Origin of the sequence: Actinoplanes sp. NPDC048791, from assembly GCF_040650095.1 — a bacterium.
In the GTDB taxonomy this organism is placed as follows: Bacteria; Actinomycetota; Actinomycetes; order Mycobacteriales; family Micromonosporaceae; genus Actinoplanes.
Map to the genome: position 1 here is coordinate 1 of NZ_JBEZGQ010000104.1, position 14,807 is coordinate 14,807.

Genomic DNA, 14,807 nt, shown 5'->3' on the forward strand with positions numbered 1-14,807 from the left:
GCGGCCGACGCTCGACGAGTCGTCCATCCCGGCCTCGTCCGCCGCCGGCGATGCCTCATCCGACCCGGGCGCCACTCGCTGCCCCGCCGACGCCTCGGCCGGCGACTCCGCACCCTCGGCCGTGTCGGGCACCTCGACGTGCTCGTCGGCCGCCGCCTGAGCCGCCGCGCCCGGCACCGCCGCGCCGGTCACCCCGGCCAGCGCCAGCATCGCGTCGAGGTCGGCGGTCGTCCGCAACACCTCTTCGTGGAAGCTGCCGGTCGGCCCGTCCTGCGATAGCTGCGCCTGCACCCGTACCGGTGGGGCGGCCGACGCGGAAAGGTCCGACAGCGCCGAAGCCGAGGCCGAAGGCCGGGTCGCGGCCCGGTGCCGCGGTCCCGAGGCCCGCTGCGACCCGGACTCGAAATCGGTCAGGCCCGCCGAATACCCGGCAACTCCGACAGCCCGCTGCGGCGTCAGCTCCAGCAACCGCCCGGCCCGCGCGGCGACCGAGGCCTCCCGCAGCCGCAACGAGGCGACCAGGTCGGCGATCCCACGGCTCAGCGCGGCCCCGCCGAGCACCAGCACGACCAGCTCCGGCGTCCGCACGTACGAGCTCGCCGAGAAGAACCCCAGCGCGGCCTCGACCACGCCGACCACCATGAGCAGGCCCCAGATCCGGTCGCTCTCGCGGGTCAGCATCGAGATCGCGATGTCGGCCGCCCCCCGGACCATGAGATACCAGCCGATCAGCGCGGCCGGCGTGGTCCACGTCGTGTCCCCGTCCCGCAGCATGATCACGCCGGTGGCGGCGAACAGCACGGCCATGCCGGCGTTCAGCCACCAGGTCCGCGTCCCGGCCAGCGCGCGCACCGCCTCGGTCACCGCCGCGAACAGGATGACCGGCCCGGCCACGTGCACCAGGTCGGCGGGCTCCAGCCGCAGCACACTCCAGGCGATCGCCAGCCACGCCACACCCGCGAACAGAAGGAACCCCCACATCCCGTCGCGGACGACGGTCAGGGGCGACGAGCCGGACCACAACATGGAGCCTCCTGGCAGTGCTGGTACTGCCATGACAACACCAGCGAGACCGGCAAACCGGTCTTTCCCGGAATTCCCCCGAGGCGGTTCGCTGCCTGCTCCGGCGCTCACTCTGTGGGGGTACGGGCATCCGGCGCCCCCGGCGTCAGTACTTCGCTCCCACATGTCGGTCGAGTTGCGCGACGTCGTCACGCCGGGCCACGGAGAGCATGTTGCGCCGGCCCATCCGCCAGCGCACGCCCAGCTCATCCAATGCGTGCCGGCAGAGCCCCATGATGTCGGCCGACTCGTTGACGAAAAAATAGCGCGGATAAATGTACGTCCGCCCGCCCCGGACTATTCGATTGTCCGTCCGGCAGCCGTCGGAATGGAACAATCCGCGCAGGAACCGGCCGGGGAAATCGTCGACGATCCGCTGCTGCCACGGCGTCAGCCGAATGGCGCGTTCGTGTTTCTTGCCGGGGCCGTGCTGAGGCAGCAGGCACGGCCAGTGCATCCAGGAGGAGCGCACGTCGTCGCGGCCCTCGCGGTGCTGGTGCCCGACCACGCGGGCACCGCAGGCCAGCATGGCCCGGCCCACTTCCTCGATCAGGCCCGGATAGCGCAGGTCGCACGCCACCTTGAGCAACGGCACCCGGCCGGTTGTCAGCAGGTGGCCGTCGCCGAGGTAACTGCCCAGCAGATAGGCGTAATCCGCCGGGCGGTCGATCGGGCGCGCGGGCCGGGTGCAGAAGGGACACCGCTGGTCCGGTGGAGAATTGATCTTGGATCGAGAACTGTAGAGCCAGCAGGCCACGGTGTTGCGCGACAATCCCAGCGTCCGGTAGATCTCTGTGAACGGTACGCCCGCTGATTTCAGGGAGATTGCGCGCTCGCGAAGGTGTGGTGGATGCACTATTGGATCGTCCACCGGGGGTACGACAGTTCTGGTGTCCTCGGTGGGATTCGAACCCACACTGTGTGGTGTTTGAGACCACTCTCTCTGCCGTTGGAGTACGAGGACAGGAAGATCACGTTGGTCACGCCAGGCTGAGCAGAAGACAGCCTACCCACTACGCTGAGGGCGGTGGCACCCAGATACCCGGGTGTCGCGACTTCACCAGCGTTGGGGGTAGGGGTTCGTGGCCGACACGCAGGCGGGTGCCGAGCGCAGGCGGGTTCTGATCGCCGAGGACGAGGCGCTCATCCGGCTGGACCTGGCCGAGATGCTCGTGGAGGAGGGCTACGACGTCGTCGGTGAGGCCGGTGACGGCGAGACCGCCGTACGGCTGGCCGAGGATCTGACGCCGGACCTCGTCATCCTGGACATCAAGATGCCGATCATGGATGGCCTGGCGGCCGCGGAGCGGATCGCCGGCGGGCGCATCGCGCCGGTCGTCATCCTGACCGCTTTCAGTCAGCGGGACCTGGTCGAGCGGGCCCGGGCCGCCGGCGCGATGGCGTACCTGGTGAAGCCGTTCCAGAAGTCCGACCTGGTGCCGGCGATCGAGATCGCCCTCTCCCGGTATTCGGAGATCTCCGCGCTGGAGTCGGAGGTCGCGGGGCTGACCGACCGGCTGGAGACCCGCAAGTCGGTCGAGCGGGCCAAGGGCGAGCTCATGACGAAGTACTCGATGACCGAGCCGCAGGCGTTCAAGTGGATCCAGCGCACCGCGATGGATCACCGGATGACGATGCGTGAGGTCGCCGACCGGATTCTCGCCGAGGGCGAGGAGTCCACCGGTACGCCCGCTCCATGACCGGTGACCTCTGAGAACTGCCTGTTTGTTACACCTTCTCCGGCGGGGGATCACCGGACGTAACGGTTCGGTGAATGCCCGTGCGAACACTTACTACGGTGCCGGATCGTGGGATAGCGTCCCGCCCCATGACGGGCGCAGTTGTGTCGTGCCGGTGCGCAAGTGCCAATCGACCGGCGGTGGCTCGGTGGGTTCGGTATGGAGGAGGGTTCCAACCTTGAGGCAGGTTCTCGTACGTGCCATCGGCGGGTTGGCCGTTATCGGCCTCATCGCCGGTGCTGCTGCTTGCAACAGCGACAGCGGCAGTGATGACACGGCCAGCGGCAACTGCGGCTACAAGCTCGCGTACTTTGGCGCCCTGACGGGGTCTTCGGCGAACCTCGGTGTGAACATCGAGCAGGGCTTCGAGCTCGCGATCAACCAGTACAACACGAAGAAGGGCTCCGACTGCATCACGGTCGCGAAGTTCGACTCTCAGGGCGAGCCGGGCGTCGCGCCCGGTGTGGCTCGTAACCTGGTCGCGGACAAGAAGATCCTGGGCATCGTCGGCCCGCCGTTCTCGGGCGAGTCCGAGGCCGCGGTGCCGATCTTCGAGGCCGCCGGCATCCCGTCGGTCACCCCGTCCGCGACGCGCGTGTCGCTGACGGCGAACGGCTGGAAGACGTTCCACCGCGCGGTCGCCAACGACGACGCGCAGGGTCCGGCCGCGGCCAACTACATCAAGGACGTCATGAAGGCCCAGAAGGTCTTCGTGGCGAACGACCAGTCCGCGTACGGTGCGGGCCTGTCGGAGGTCGTGGAGAAGACCCTCGGTGCCGCGGTGATCGGCAAGGACAAGACCGAGGCCGACGGCAAGCAGACCGACTTCTCGGCGCTGGTGCAGAAGGTCGTCTCCTCGCAGGCGACCGTGCTGTTCTACGGCGGCTACTACCAGAACGCCGGCCTGATCCGTAAGGCGCTCACCTCGGCGGGCTGGAAGGGCACGCTGGTCGGCGGCGACGGCATGAAGGACGTCGGCCTGGCCAAGGCCGCGGGTAACGGCCCGGCCACCGGCACCATCGTGACCTGCCCGTGCTCCCCGCCGGAGAAGGCGGGCGGCACGTTCGTCACGGACTACAAGGCCAAGTGGAACGTCGACGCCGGTACCTACAGCGACGTGGCGTTCGACGCCGCGAACATGCTGCTGCAGGGCATCGACGCGGGCAACACCACCACGGAGAAGCTGAACACGTACCTGTCGACGGCCGAGTACAAGGGCATCGCCAACACGTACAAGTTCACCGACAAGGGCGAGCTCGACCCGAACTACATCAAGGTGTGGACGTTCAAGTTCGACCCGACGGGCAACCAGATCGCGGACCAAGAGGTTCCTACCGCCTGATCGACTGTTTAACTTTTCGTAGGGCGGGTGCGGCCGGTTGATCTCCGGCCGCACCGACCTTCTCGTTTCAGGAGCCCCTTGTGAACTTCTCCGGTCTGATTCAGGACTTCGGGCCGCTCACGATCACGGGCCTGGCCCAGGGTGCGATCATCGCTCTCTTCGCTCTGGGCTACACCCTGGTCTACGGCGTACTCCGCCTGATCAACTTCGCGCACTCCGAGGTCTTCCTGATCGGTTCGTACGCCTGCCTCATCGTCTGGGGCTTCTTCGGACTCGACCAGAACTCGGCTACCCCCAACGTCTTGAGCGTCATCGGCCTGTTGTTGCTGGGCCTGGTGGTGGCGATCGTGTTCTCCGGCCTCACCGCACTCGGGGTGGAGCTGGTGGCCTACCGGCCGCTGCGTAAGCGCAACGCCCCGCCGCTCGCGTTCCTCATCACCGCGATCGGCGCGTCCCTGTTCATCTCCGAGACCGTCGGCGTCATGACCCAGCGCAACATCAAGGGTGTGCCGCCGCTGATCCAACCTCGTGACGTCTTCGTGATCGGCAACATGCATGTGACGAATCTGCAGATTCTGATCATCGTGCTGGCGCTCGTGATGATGTTCCTGCTGGACCGCTTCATCAACCGTTCGCGGCTGGGCCGGGGTATCCGCGCGGTGGCGCAGAACCCGGACAGTGCGGCGCTGATGGGCGTGAACAAGAGCCGCGTGATCTCCCTGGTCTTCCTGCTGGGTGGCCTGATGGCGGGTATCGCCGCGGTGATGTACGACCTGAAGATCGGTGTCACGCGGTTCGACGCCGGCTTCCTGCTGGGCATCGAGGCGTTCACCGCGGCGGTGCTCGGCGGTATCGGCAACCTGCGTGGTGCGCTGCTCGGCGGGCTGCTGCTGGGTCTGCTGCAGAACTACGCGGCCTCGCTGTTCGGCACCGAGTGGCTGCACGCCGCGTCGTTCGTGCTGCTGGTGTTGATCCTGCTGGTCCGTCCGACGGGCCTGCTGGGCGAGTCTCTCGGGAGGGCACGGGCATGACAACCGAGGCGACGAGTTCCCCCGCGCCGAAGACGCCGGCCCCCGGGTCGATGTCCGCGCAGGAGAAGAAGAACAGGCGCGAGGACCGCGGCGGCGTGCGTGGCTGGTACGGCCGACAGCCCAAGGTGGTCCGGATCGTGCTGGGTGTGGTCTTCGCCGCGCTGGCGTTCCTGCTGCCGTACGTGGGCGAGATCCCGCTGCTCGGCCCGCAGATCGTCACGCAGGGCATCGACTGGCCGAGTGCGTTGTTCAACATGTCCTACTACGTGCTGCTGGCCCTGGGCCTGAACGTGGTGGTCGGTTTCGCCGGTCTGCTCGACCTGGGTTACGTCGGCTTCTTCGCCGTCGGCGCCTACACGGTCGCGCTGCTGTCCTCGCCGGACAGCGTGCTGCGGACCGAGTGGGGCTGGCTGGCCGCCGTGCCGATCGGTCTCGCGGTGGCGATGCTCTCCGGCCTGGTCCTGGGTTATCCGACCCTGCGGCTGCGCGGTGACTATCTGGCCATCGTGACGCTGGGCTTCGCGGAGATCATCCGGATCGTGGCCACGAGCACCGAGACGCTGCGGGGTGACCGGGGCTTCTCGGACATCCCGCACCCGCCGGGCGAGTTCTCCGACGGCAAGCCGATCTTCGGCGTGGCCGACGCGATCCCGTACTACTGGCTGGGCCTCGCGGTGATCATTCTGGTCATCTTCGGGGTCCGCAACCTGGACAACAGCCGGGTCGGCCGTTCGTGGCTGGCGATCCGGGAGGACCAGGAAGCCGCCGAGATCATGGGCGTGCGCACGATCAAGTACAAGCTGTGGGCGTTCGCGATCGGCGCCTTCATCGGTGGCCTGGGCGGCGTGATGTTCGCCGGCCAGCAGGGCTTCATGAACTCGCAGACGTTCGTGCTGCAGTTCTCGATCCTGGTGCTCGCCGGTGTGGTCATGGGTGGTTCCGGCAACATCGCCGGGGCGATCCTGGGTGGCGCGCTGATCTCGTACATCCCGGACCGGCTGCGTGGCATCGAGGACCCGATCTGGCACACCGACCTGTTCGGTTTCCGGTTCGCCATCTTCGGTGCGGTGATCATCGCGATCATGATCTTCCGCCCGCAGGGCCTGATCCCGAGCCGGCGCCGCGCGATGGAGCTCAAGGACCGCGAGAAGGAGGTGGCTCCCATTGAGTGAGCCGCATATCGAGACGCCGGGCGAGGCCGACGCGGCCAACGCGCGTCCGTTCGACGAGGCCACGCCCGAGGGCAGGGGCACGGCGGCGACGTCTTCGCTGCCGCGCGACGAGGACGTCTTGCTCGAGGTCGACAACGTCACGCTGCGCTTCGGCGGCGTGGTGGCCCTCAACGAGGTCAGCTTCAGCCTGCGCAAGGGTGAGATCTTCGGTCTGATCGGCCCGAACGGGGCCGGCAAGACCACCTGCTTCAACGCCATGACCGGCGTGTACCGCCCGACCAGCGGCGGGATCCGGTTCCAGGGTCAGTCGATCGTCGGCAAGAAGAAGCACGAGATCACCCGCGGCGGGATCGCCCGCACGTTCCAGAACGTGCGGCTGTTCCCGGAGATGACCGCGCTGGAGAACGTGATGGTGGGCGCGGACGCCCACCACAAGACCAGCGTGATCGCCGCGTTGTTCCGGCTGCCCCGGCACCACCGCGAGGAGCGTACGGGCCGGGACCGGTCGTACCAGCTGCTCCGTTTCGTCGGCATCGAGCACCGCGCCGGTGACGTCGCGCGCAACCTGTCGTACGGCGAGCAGCGGCGCCTGGAGATCGCCCGGGCCCTGGCCACCAACCCGACGCTGCTGTGCCTGGACGAGCCGGCCGCCGGCTTCAACCCGGCGGAGAAGGCCGAGCTGCTCGCGCTGATCCGCAAGATCCGCGACAGTGGGGTGACCGTGCTGCTCATCGAGCACGACATGCGCCTGGTCATGGGTGTGACCGACCGGATCGTGGTGCTGGAGTTCGGCAAGAAGATCGCTGAGGGGACGCCCGCCGAGGTGCGGGACAACCCGGCTGTGATCGCGGCGTACCTGGGAGTGCCGACCGATGCTGCTTGAGCTGAAAGACGTCACGTTGATGTACGGGCGCATCCAGGCCCTGCACGGCATCAGCCTGACCGTCGGCGAGGGCGAGATCGTCGCCCTGATCGGCGCCAACGGCGCCGGGAAGTCGACGACCATGCGGGCGATCTCCGGGCTGCGCCCGGTCGCCCAGGGGACGATCACCTTCAACGGCGAGGACATCACCAAGCTCCGCGCGGACCTGCGGGTCGTGCGGGGTGTCTCGCAGTCGCCGGAGGGCCGGGGCATCTTCCCGGGCATGTCGGTGCGCGAGAACCTGGAGATGGGCGCCTACACGCGGCGCAACCGGGCCGAGATCAGCGAGGATCTGGACCGGGTGTTCACGCTGTTCCCGCGGCTCCGGGAGCGCGAGAAGCAGGTCGGTGGCACCATGTCCGGTGGCGAGCAGCAGATGCTGGCGGTCGGCCGGGCGCTGATGAGCCGGCCGAAGCTGCTGCTGCTCGACGAGCCGTCGATGGGCCTGGCGCCCATGCTGATCCAGCAGATCTTCGACATCGTCGTGGAGATCAACCAGCAGGGCACGACCGTGCTCCTGGTTGAGCAGAACGCCCAGCAGGCGCTGTCCCGGGCACACCGGGCGTACGTGCTGGAGACCGGCGAGATCGTCAAGTCCGGTACCGGCGCCGAGCTGCTGACCGACCCCTCGGTCAAGGACGCCTACCTCGGCGTCGCTTGAGCCCACCCGAACACCATTGAGGAGTTGACGACGATGTTCCGCACCACCCCCATGCGGCGCGCGTTCGTGGGCCTGACCGCCGCGTTCGCGATGACCCTTTCTCTGACCGCCTGCGGCGAGGAGTCGGACGACCCGGGCACCGGCTCGGGCGCTCCGGTGCCGTCGGCTTCCGCCGACACCTCGCTGGCCGACAAGGTCCCGGCCGACATCAAGGCGGCCGGCAAGCTCATCATCGGTACGGACTCCACGTACGCGCCGAACGAGTACCTGGACGCCGACGGCAAGACGGTCATCGGTTTCGACGTGGACCTGTTCAACGCGGTGGCGCAGAAGCTGGGCCTGACCACCGAGTGGCAGTCGTCCAAGTTCGACGCGATCATCCCGGGCGTGACCTCCGGCAAGTACACCGTCGGGGTGTCCTCGTTCACCGTCAACGCCGAGCGGATGAAGGAGGCCACCATGGTGTCCTACTTCAACGCCGGCACGCAGTGGGCGGCCAAGGCCGGGGCGACGATCAACCCGGACGACGCCTGCGGCAAGAAGGTCGCCGTGCAGGTCGGCACCGTGCAGCTCGACGACGTCACCGCGCGGTCGAAGAAGTGCACCGAGGCCGGCAAGGCGAAGATCACGATCGACCAGTACCAGTCCCAGGCCGACGCGACCAACGCGGTCGTCTCGGGCAAGGACGAGGCCATGCTGGCGGACTCGCCGATCGGCGCGTACGCGGTGAAGCAGACCAACGGCCAGCTGGCCCTGGTCGGCGACATCTACGACTCGGCGCCGTACGGCTACGTCCTGCCGAAGGCGCAGGCGGAGTTCGGCGCCGCGATCGAGGCCGCGCTGGAGGCGTTGATCGCCGACGGCACGTACAAGACGGTCCTCACCAAGTGGGGCGTCGAGGCCGGCGGCATCACCGACCCGGCCGTCAACCCGCAGGTCTCCTGACCCGCGCAATGACGACGGAGACACAGTCCGGACGGGCACGACCCGAGGCCATCAAGGCCGTGCCCGTCCGGCACCCCGGGCGCTGGGTGGCGATCGCGGTCCTGGCCGTGCTCGCCGCCATGTTCCTCCACCTGATCTTCACCAACGACCGGTTCAACTGGCACTTCATCTTCGTCAGCATGGGCGAGGGCAAGCGCGGGGCCATGTTCACCGGTCCGGTGCTGGAGGGTCTGCGCGGCACGCTGCTGCTGACCGTGCTGGCGATGGTGATCGGTGTCGGGCTGGGCATCGTGGTGGCGATCATGCGGCTGTCGACGAACCCGATCCTGTCCAGCGTCGCCTTCGTCTACACCTGGGTGTTCCGGGCGCTGCCCCGGCTGGTGCTGGCGATCCTCTTCGGCAACCTGGGCATCCTGTGGGAGCGGATCGGCTTCGGGCTGCCGTTCGACGCGCAGCTCGGCAACCTGTTCGGCATCCACGACCTGAACGCGCAGTTCTACAGCATCAAGGCCACCGACCTGCTCTCCGGCTTCCTGGCCGGCGTGCTGGCGCTGGGGCTGTCCGAGGCCGCTTACATGGCCGAGATCGTCCGGGCCGGCATCCAGTCCGTGGACGAGGGCCAGTCCGAGGCGGCGTCGGCGCTGGGTCTGTCCCGCGGTCAGGTGCTGCGCCGCATCGTGCTGCCCCAGGCGATGCGGGTGATCGTCCCGCCGACCGGCAACGAGACGATCGCGATGGTCAAGGACACGTCGCTGGTGGCTTTCGTACCGGTGTCGTTCGAGCTGTTCTTCCAGTTGCAGGCGATCAGCTCGCGCACGTTCATCGTGCTGCCCGTACTGATCGCGGCCTGTCTCTGGTATCTGATCATCTGCAGTGTGCTGATGGTCGTGCAGTTCTTCGTGGAGCGGCACTTCAGCCGCGGTTACGGCACCGCCGGCAAGGCCCGGATGCGGCTCAGCGGCCTGTCGGCCGAGCAGGGCGGTGCGGTGCCCACGTCGGGTCCGGGAGGAGCGGGACTGTGACAGACACCGTGACAGACGAGATGGTGCGCGCCGACAACGTGCACAAGTCGTTCGGCTCCCTGGAAGTGCTCAAAGGCATCGACCTGGTGGTCCGGCCGGGTGAGGTCAGCTGCGTGCTGGGCCCCTCCGGCTCGGGCAAGTCGACGTTCCTGCGCTGCATCAACCACCTGGAGAAGATCAACGCCGGCCGGATCTTCGTCGACGGCGACCTGATCGGCTACCGCGAGCGCGGCGGCAAGCTGCACGAGCTGAAGGAGAAGGAGGTCGCCGCGCAGCGCCGGGCCATCGGCATGGTGTTCCAGCGGTTCAACCTCTTCCCGCACATGACGGTGCTGCAGAACGTCATGGAGGCGCCCTGCCGGGTCAAGCGGGAGAACAAGGGCGAGGTCCGCGACCGCGCGGCGGCGCTGCTCGACCGGGTCGGCCTGGGCGAGAAGAAGGACAGCTACCCGAGTCAGCTCTCCGGGGGCCAGCAGCAGCGCGTGGCGATCGCCCGGGCGCTGGCCATGCGGCCCAAGCTGATGCTCTTCGACGAGCCCACCAGCGCGCTGGACCCCGAGCTGGTCGGCGAGGTCCTGGACGTGATGAAGGACCTGGCCCGGGACGGCATGACCATGATCGTGGTGACCCACGAGATCGGTTTCGCCCGCGAGGTCGGCGACTCGCTGATCTTCATGGACGGCGGCGTCGTGGTCGAGCAGGGACCTCCGCGCGAGGTCATCGGTAATCCGCAGCAGGAACGAACCAAGGCATTCCTGAGCAAGGTGCTGTGAAGCAGGCGGGGCGGTCCCGGTTCTTGTCGTACGGCGAGACTAGAGTTCTGCGACGTGAGTAACGACGCCCAGACCCCCCGCTTGCTGCTGCTCGATGGGCATTCGCTGGCCTATCGCGCCTTCTTCGCGCTGCCGGTGGAGAATTTCTCGACGCAGACGGGCCAGCCGACCAACGCCGTGTTCGGCTTCACGTCGATGCTGATCAACATGCTGCGGGACGAGAAGCCCACGCACATCGTGGTCGCCTTCGACGTCTCCCGGGTGTCGTTCCGCACCGAGAAGTACGCCGACTACAAGGCCGGCCGGGCCGAGACCCCGCAGCCGTTCCAGGGCCAGGTCAGCCTGGTCAAGGAGATCCTCGAGGCGCTGCGCATCCCGGTGGTCGAGAAGCCCGGCTACGAGGCCGACGACGTCATCGGCACGCTGGCCTGCCAGGCACGCGACGCCGGCATGGAGGTCGTCATCTCCACCGGCGACCGCGACGCGTTCCAGCTGGCCGGCGAGCACGTCACGATCCTCTACCCGGTCCGCGGCGTGTCCGAGGTCTGGCGGATGACCCCCGAGGCCATCGAGACGAAATACGGCGTCCCCCCGGGCCGCTACCGCGACAAGGCCGCCCTGGTCGGCGAGGCCAGCGACAACCTGCCCGGCGTGCCCGGCGTCGGTGACAAGACCGCGGCCAAGTGGATCAACCAGTACGGCGGGCTGGACGGCATCATCGCGCACGTCGACGAGATCAAGGGCAAGGCGGGGGAGAACCTGCGCGCCCACCTGGCCGACGTCATGCGCAACTACGAGCTCAACGGCCTGGTCTGCGACCTGGAGCTGCCGTTGCGCCCCGAGGACGTCAAGTGGCAGGGCTGGGACCGCGAGGCCGTGCACCAGGTCTTCGACGCGCTGGAGTTCCGGGTGCTGCGCGAGCGGCTCTACTCGTACCTCGACGCCGTCGAGCCCGAGGCGGAGTCCGGCTTCGACCTCTCCGGCACGGTCTTGGCCGCCGGTCAGGTCGAGGGCTGGCTGAGCGAGCACGCCCGTGAGGCGCCCGTCGGCGTCGCGGTCACCGGCCGCTTCGGCCGCGGCACCGGCGAGCTGACCGGCGTCGCGATCGCCACCGGTGACGGCCCGGCCGCCTGGTTCGACCCCACGACCCTCGACGAGAGCGACGAGCAGGCGGTCGCCGCCTGGCTGGCCAACCCCGACCGCCCCAAGGTCATCCACGAGGCCAAGCCGGCCATGCTGGCCTTCCGCGCGCACGGCTGGGCCCTGGCCGGCGTCCGCGTCGACACCGCGCTGGCGGCCTATCTGGCCAAGCCCGACCAGCGCGCCTACGACCTGACCGACCTGGCGCTGCGCTACCTCAAGCGCGAGCTGCGCGTCGACGCCCCGGAGACCGGCCAGCTGACCCTGGACGGCCTCGGCGACGACGAGGGCACCGCCGAGCAGAACGTCATGCTCCGGGCCCGCGCCACCCTCGACCTGGCCGACACGATCACCGAGGAGCTGTCCCGCGACGACGGCGCCTCCCAGCGCCTGCTGGCCGAGGTGGAGCAGCCGCTGGCGATCGTGCTGGGCGAGATGGAGCACGTCGGCATCGCCGCCGACACGGAATACCTCTCCGAGCTGGAGGCCCACTTCGCCGCGGAGGTGAAGGCGGCCCAGCAGGCGGCGCACGAGGTGGTCGGCCGCGAGTTCAACCTGGGCTCACCCAAGCAGCTGCAGGAGATCCTGTTCACCGAGCGCGGCCTGCCCAAGACCAAGAAGATCAAGTCCGGCTACACCACGGACGCGGACGCCCTGCAGAGCCTGTTCGCCCAGACCGGCGACCCGGTCCTGGAGCACCTGCTGCGCCACCGCGACGTGGCCAAGCTGAAGTCGACAGTGGACGGCCTGCTCAAGTCGGTCTCCGACGACGGCCGCATCCACACGACGTTCAACCAGACGGTGGCGGCGACCGGCCGGCTGTCCTCGACCGACCCCAACCTGCAGAACATCCCGATCCGCACCCAGGAAGGCCGCCGCATCCGCCGCGCGTTCGTGGTCGGCGAGGGCTTCGAGTCGCTGATGACCGCCGACTACAGCCAGATCGAGATGCGCATCATGGCGCACCTGTCCAAGGACGAGGCCCTGATCGCGGCCTTCAACTCGGGCGCCGACTTCCACGCGGCCACGGCCTCGTCGGTCTTCCACGTCCCGGTCGAGGAGGTCGTCCCCGACCAGCGCCGCAAGATCAAGGCGATGAACTACGGCCTCGCGTACGGCCTGAGCGCCTTCGGCCTGTCCAACCAGCTCACCATCTCGACCGACGAAGCCCGCACCCTGATGGAGGAATACTTCCAGCGCTTCGGCGGCGTCCGCGACTACCTCCAGACGGTGGTCCGCCGCGCGGTCCAGGACGGCTACACGGCCACCATCCTCGGCCGCCGCCGCTACCTGCCCGACCTGAGCAGCGACAACCGCCAACGCCGCGACATGGCCGAACGCATGGCCCTGAACGCCCCGATCCAGGGCTCGGCCGCCGACATCATCAAGATCGCCATGCTCCGCGTCGACGGCGCCCTACGCACCGCCGGCCTGCGGTCCCGCATGCTCCTCCAGGTCCACGACGAGCTGGTCTTCGACGTGGCGCCGGGGGAGCGCGAGACGCTGGAGGCCCTGGTGCGGCGGGAGATGGGCGGGGCCTATCCGCTGTCCGTGCCGCTGGAGGTCTCGGTCGGCGTCGGCCAGGACTGGAACGGTGCTGACCACTAGGCCCTTTTTCCCTTCGGCTGAGCTGGTTGCATGGGGGGCTTTGGGGCGGGGACGACCCACTCCGGGCGGTCAGGCTTGATCCCTGCGTGGGTCGCCCCCGCCCCAAAGCCTGACTCTGGTCGCTCTTCCTGCATCCCGCGCCGGATGCCTACCGCTCGCCGTTTCTGACCCGCTTCCCGGCTGTCCCGCCTGCCTCCCGCCCGCCTGCCTGTGTCCCGCCCTGCGACCCGCCCCGCCTCGTCCCGCCTGGCCTGCGCTTAGCTCCACCTATTTGCGCCTCGCCCCCCGTTTCCGCCTGGCTGCGTCCGGTAACGCCTGCCTGCCTTCGCCTCACCACGGTTTCGCTGGCCTGCGCCCCGCCCCGTCCCGACCTGTCTACGCTCCGCCTGGCCTCGTCTGGCCTGGCCTCACCACCTGGCCCGCGCCGGCTTCATGCAGGGCCTCATCCCGGTCCGGCTGCCTGGTCTGGCCGGCCTGGTCTCGCCTGGCCTGCCTGGTCTCGCCTGCGCCGGCTTCATGCCGGGCCCCATCCCGGTCCGGCTGCCTGGCCTACTTGGCCTCGCCTGGCCTGCCTGGTTTGGCTTGCGCCGCTCTGCCGTTGGTGACTCAGCCCACTTTTCTCGATTTCGGGGTTGGTCTGATGGGCTTGCCTCTTTGGGCGGTTTCTTAGGAGCGAGAGGTCACCTTCGATGCTTTCGATGGTGTCAGCTGCACCGTCCACCTCGGATTCCGTAGGTGTGCCTTTGCTGGGGTCTCGTCTCCGTCGGGCCGGGGAAAGCGTTGCTGTGTAATGCATTCTGGCTTTGTGCTACGGGCCCCTGGCGGTGTGGAGTCGTCGGGCGGTGCGCTAATCCGAGATTTGCTTCGGTTTGCAAGGGTGGGCCCATGCCGAGTTCTTCGACCGAGACCGCATCGTCGTCTAGCGCCTGGGCGCCGGTGGTCCGGCGGCCGCTCGACCCCGACCAGGCACACGCCTTCGCCCCGATGTTCAAGGCCCTCGGCGACCCGGTGCGGCTGCGCCTCCTGTCGATGATCGCCTCCGCCGGCGGCGGCGAGGTCTGCGTCTGCGATCTCACGGGTTCCTTCAAACTGACCGGCCCGACGATTTCCCACCACCTCAAGGTCCTTCGCGAAGCAGGCCTGGTCGACAGCGACCGCCGCGGCACGTGGGTCTACTACCGCCTGGTGCCGGCGGCGCTCGCGTTGCTCGCCGGCCTGCTGGACGTCAGCTCCGTCACCGCCGGCGTCTGACCTCCGCCGCACGCCCCGATCCGAGTCGGAGCGAGGTATCCCAGCCCGGGGTCGCCGCGGCGTTCCGCGCGACCGCGATTGGGGCGTTCCGCGCGACCGCGATTGGGGCGTTCCGCGCGACCGCGATTGGGGCGTTCCG

The 14,807-nt window shown here is 68.5% G+C and carries 13 protein-coding genes and 1 tRNA gene; 11 read left to right on the top strand and 3 right to left on the bottom strand.

Going from position 1 to position 14,807, the window contains the following annotated elements; genetic code table 11:
- The 3 genes from AB0C29_RS10940 to AB0C29_RS10950 form a co-directional block, all read right to left on the bottom strand.
- Nucleotides 1-1,026: hypothetical protein (locus AB0C29_RS10940; protein WP_360818362.1), on the bottom strand; the 1,026-nt coding region annotated here is incomplete at its 3' end.
- Nucleotides 1,027-1,168: 142 nt separating this feature from the next.
- A complete protein-coding gene (locus AB0C29_RS10945; RefSeq protein ID WP_360818365.1) occupies nt 1,169-1,933 on the bottom strand; it encodes a transcriptional regulator in 765 nt (254 codons plus the stop codon).
- 17 nt (nt 1,934-1,950) lie between these two features.
- Nucleotides 1,951-2,026 (bottom strand) — tRNA-Leu (locus tag AB0C29_RS10950).
- A 118-nt stretch (nt 2,027-2,144) separates the two neighbouring features.
- Here AB0C29_RS10950 and AB0C29_RS10955 point away from each other — a divergent pair.
- The 11 genes from AB0C29_RS10955 to AB0C29_RS11005 all read left to right on the top strand — a co-directional run bounded on the left by AB0C29_RS10955 (nt 2,145) and on the right by AB0C29_RS11005 (nt 14,668).
- A complete protein-coding gene (locus AB0C29_RS10955) occupies nt 2,145-2,762 on the top strand; it encodes a response regulator (RefSeq protein WP_360547871.1) in 618 nt (205 codons plus the stop codon).
- Nucleotides 2,763-3,012: 250 nt separating this feature from the next.
- Nucleotides 3,013-4,143, top strand: a complete 1,131-nt coding sequence (locus AB0C29_RS10960; RefSeq protein WP_360818368.1) for a branched-chain amino acid ABC transporter substrate-binding protein — start codon at nt 3,013-3,015, stop codon at nt 4,141-4,143.
- 80 nt (nt 4,144-4,223) lie between these two features.
- On the top strand, nt 4,224-5,174 hold the full coding sequence (locus AB0C29_RS10965; RefSeq protein WP_360818371.1) for a branched-chain amino acid ABC transporter permease: 951 nt from the start codon (nt 4,224-4,226) through the stop codon (nt 5,172-5,174).
- Nucleotides 5,171-6,346, top strand: a complete 1,176-nt coding sequence (locus AB0C29_RS10970; RefSeq protein ID WP_360818374.1) for a branched-chain amino acid ABC transporter permease — start codon at nt 5,171-5,173, stop codon at nt 6,344-6,346. The genes AB0C29_RS10965 and AB0C29_RS10970 overlap by 4 nt, the downstream gene beginning before the upstream one ends.
- 97 nt (nt 6,347-6,443) lie before the next feature.
- Nucleotides 6,444-7,229: an ABC transporter ATP-binding protein gene (locus AB0C29_RS10975; protein WP_360818389.1), complete on the top strand. Its 786-nt coding sequence runs from the start codon at nt 6,444-6,446 to the stop codon at nt 7,227-7,229.
- Nucleotides 7,219-7,929, top strand: a complete 711-nt coding sequence (locus AB0C29_RS10980; RefSeq protein ID WP_360818377.1) for an ABC transporter ATP-binding protein — start codon at nt 7,219-7,221, stop codon at nt 7,927-7,929. Before AB0C29_RS10975 ends, AB0C29_RS10980 begins: the two co-directional genes overlap by 11 nt.
- Before the next feature lie 33 nt (nt 7,930-7,962).
- A complete protein-coding gene (locus AB0C29_RS10985) occupies nt 7,963-8,874 on the top strand; it encodes an ABC transporter substrate-binding protein (RefSeq protein ID WP_360818392.1) in 912 nt (303 codons plus the stop codon).
- An 8-nt stretch (nt 8,875-8,882) separates the two neighbouring features.
- Nucleotides 8,883-9,896 carry an amino acid ABC transporter permease gene (locus AB0C29_RS10990; protein WP_360818380.1) on the top strand — a complete coding sequence of 338 codons (1,014 nt, stop codon included), beginning with the start codon at nt 8,883-8,885 and terminating at the stop codon, nt 9,894-9,896.
- A 20-nt stretch (nt 9,897-9,916) separates the two neighbouring features.
- Nucleotides 9,917-10,669, top strand: coding sequence for an amino acid ABC transporter ATP-binding protein (locus tag AB0C29_RS10995; protein WP_360818395.1), 753 nt, complete (start codon nt 9,917-9,919; stop codon nt 10,667-10,669).
- Nucleotides 10,670-10,723: 54 nt separating this feature from the next.
- Nucleotides 10,724-13,417: a DNA polymerase I gene (polA, locus tag AB0C29_RS11000; protein ID WP_360818383.1), complete on the top strand. Its 2,694-nt coding sequence runs from the start codon at nt 10,724-10,726 to the stop codon at nt 13,415-13,417.
- An 885-nt stretch (nt 13,418-14,302) separates the two neighbouring features.
- Nucleotides 14,303-14,668 (top strand): metalloregulator ArsR/SmtB family transcription factor, encoded by a 366-nt coding sequence (locus AB0C29_RS11005; RefSeq protein WP_360818386.1) that lies wholly within the window; start codon nt 14,303-14,305, stop codon nt 14,666-14,668.
- The last annotated feature ends 139 nt before the right edge of the window (nt 14,669-14,807 follow it).

Excerpts from the sequence above, each read along its gene's own strand:
- AB0C29_RS10990 (WP_360818380.1), top strand. The coding sequence starts at position 8,883 with ATGACGACGGAGACACAGTCCGGACGGGCACGACCCGAGGCCATCAAG.
- AB0C29_RS10980 (WP_360818377.1), top strand. The coding sequence starts at position 7,219 with ATGCTGCTTGAGCTGAAAGACGTCACGTTGATGTACGGGCGCATCCAG.
- AB0C29_RS11005 (WP_360818386.1), top strand. The coding sequence starts at position 14,303 with ATGCCGAGTTCTTCGACCGAGACCGCATCGTCGTCTAGCGCCTGGGCG.
- AB0C29_RS10995 (WP_360818395.1), top strand. The coding sequence starts at position 9,917 with ATGGTGCGCGCCGACAACGTGCACAAGTCGTTCGGCTCCCTGGAAGTG.
- AB0C29_RS10985 (WP_360818392.1), top strand. The coding sequence starts at position 7,963 with ATGTTCCGCACCACCCCCATGCGGCGCGCGTTCGTGGGCCTGACCGCC.
- AB0C29_RS10970 (WP_360818374.1), top strand. The coding sequence starts at position 5,171 with ATGACAACCGAGGCGACGAGTTCCCCCGCGCCGAAGACGCCGGCCCCC.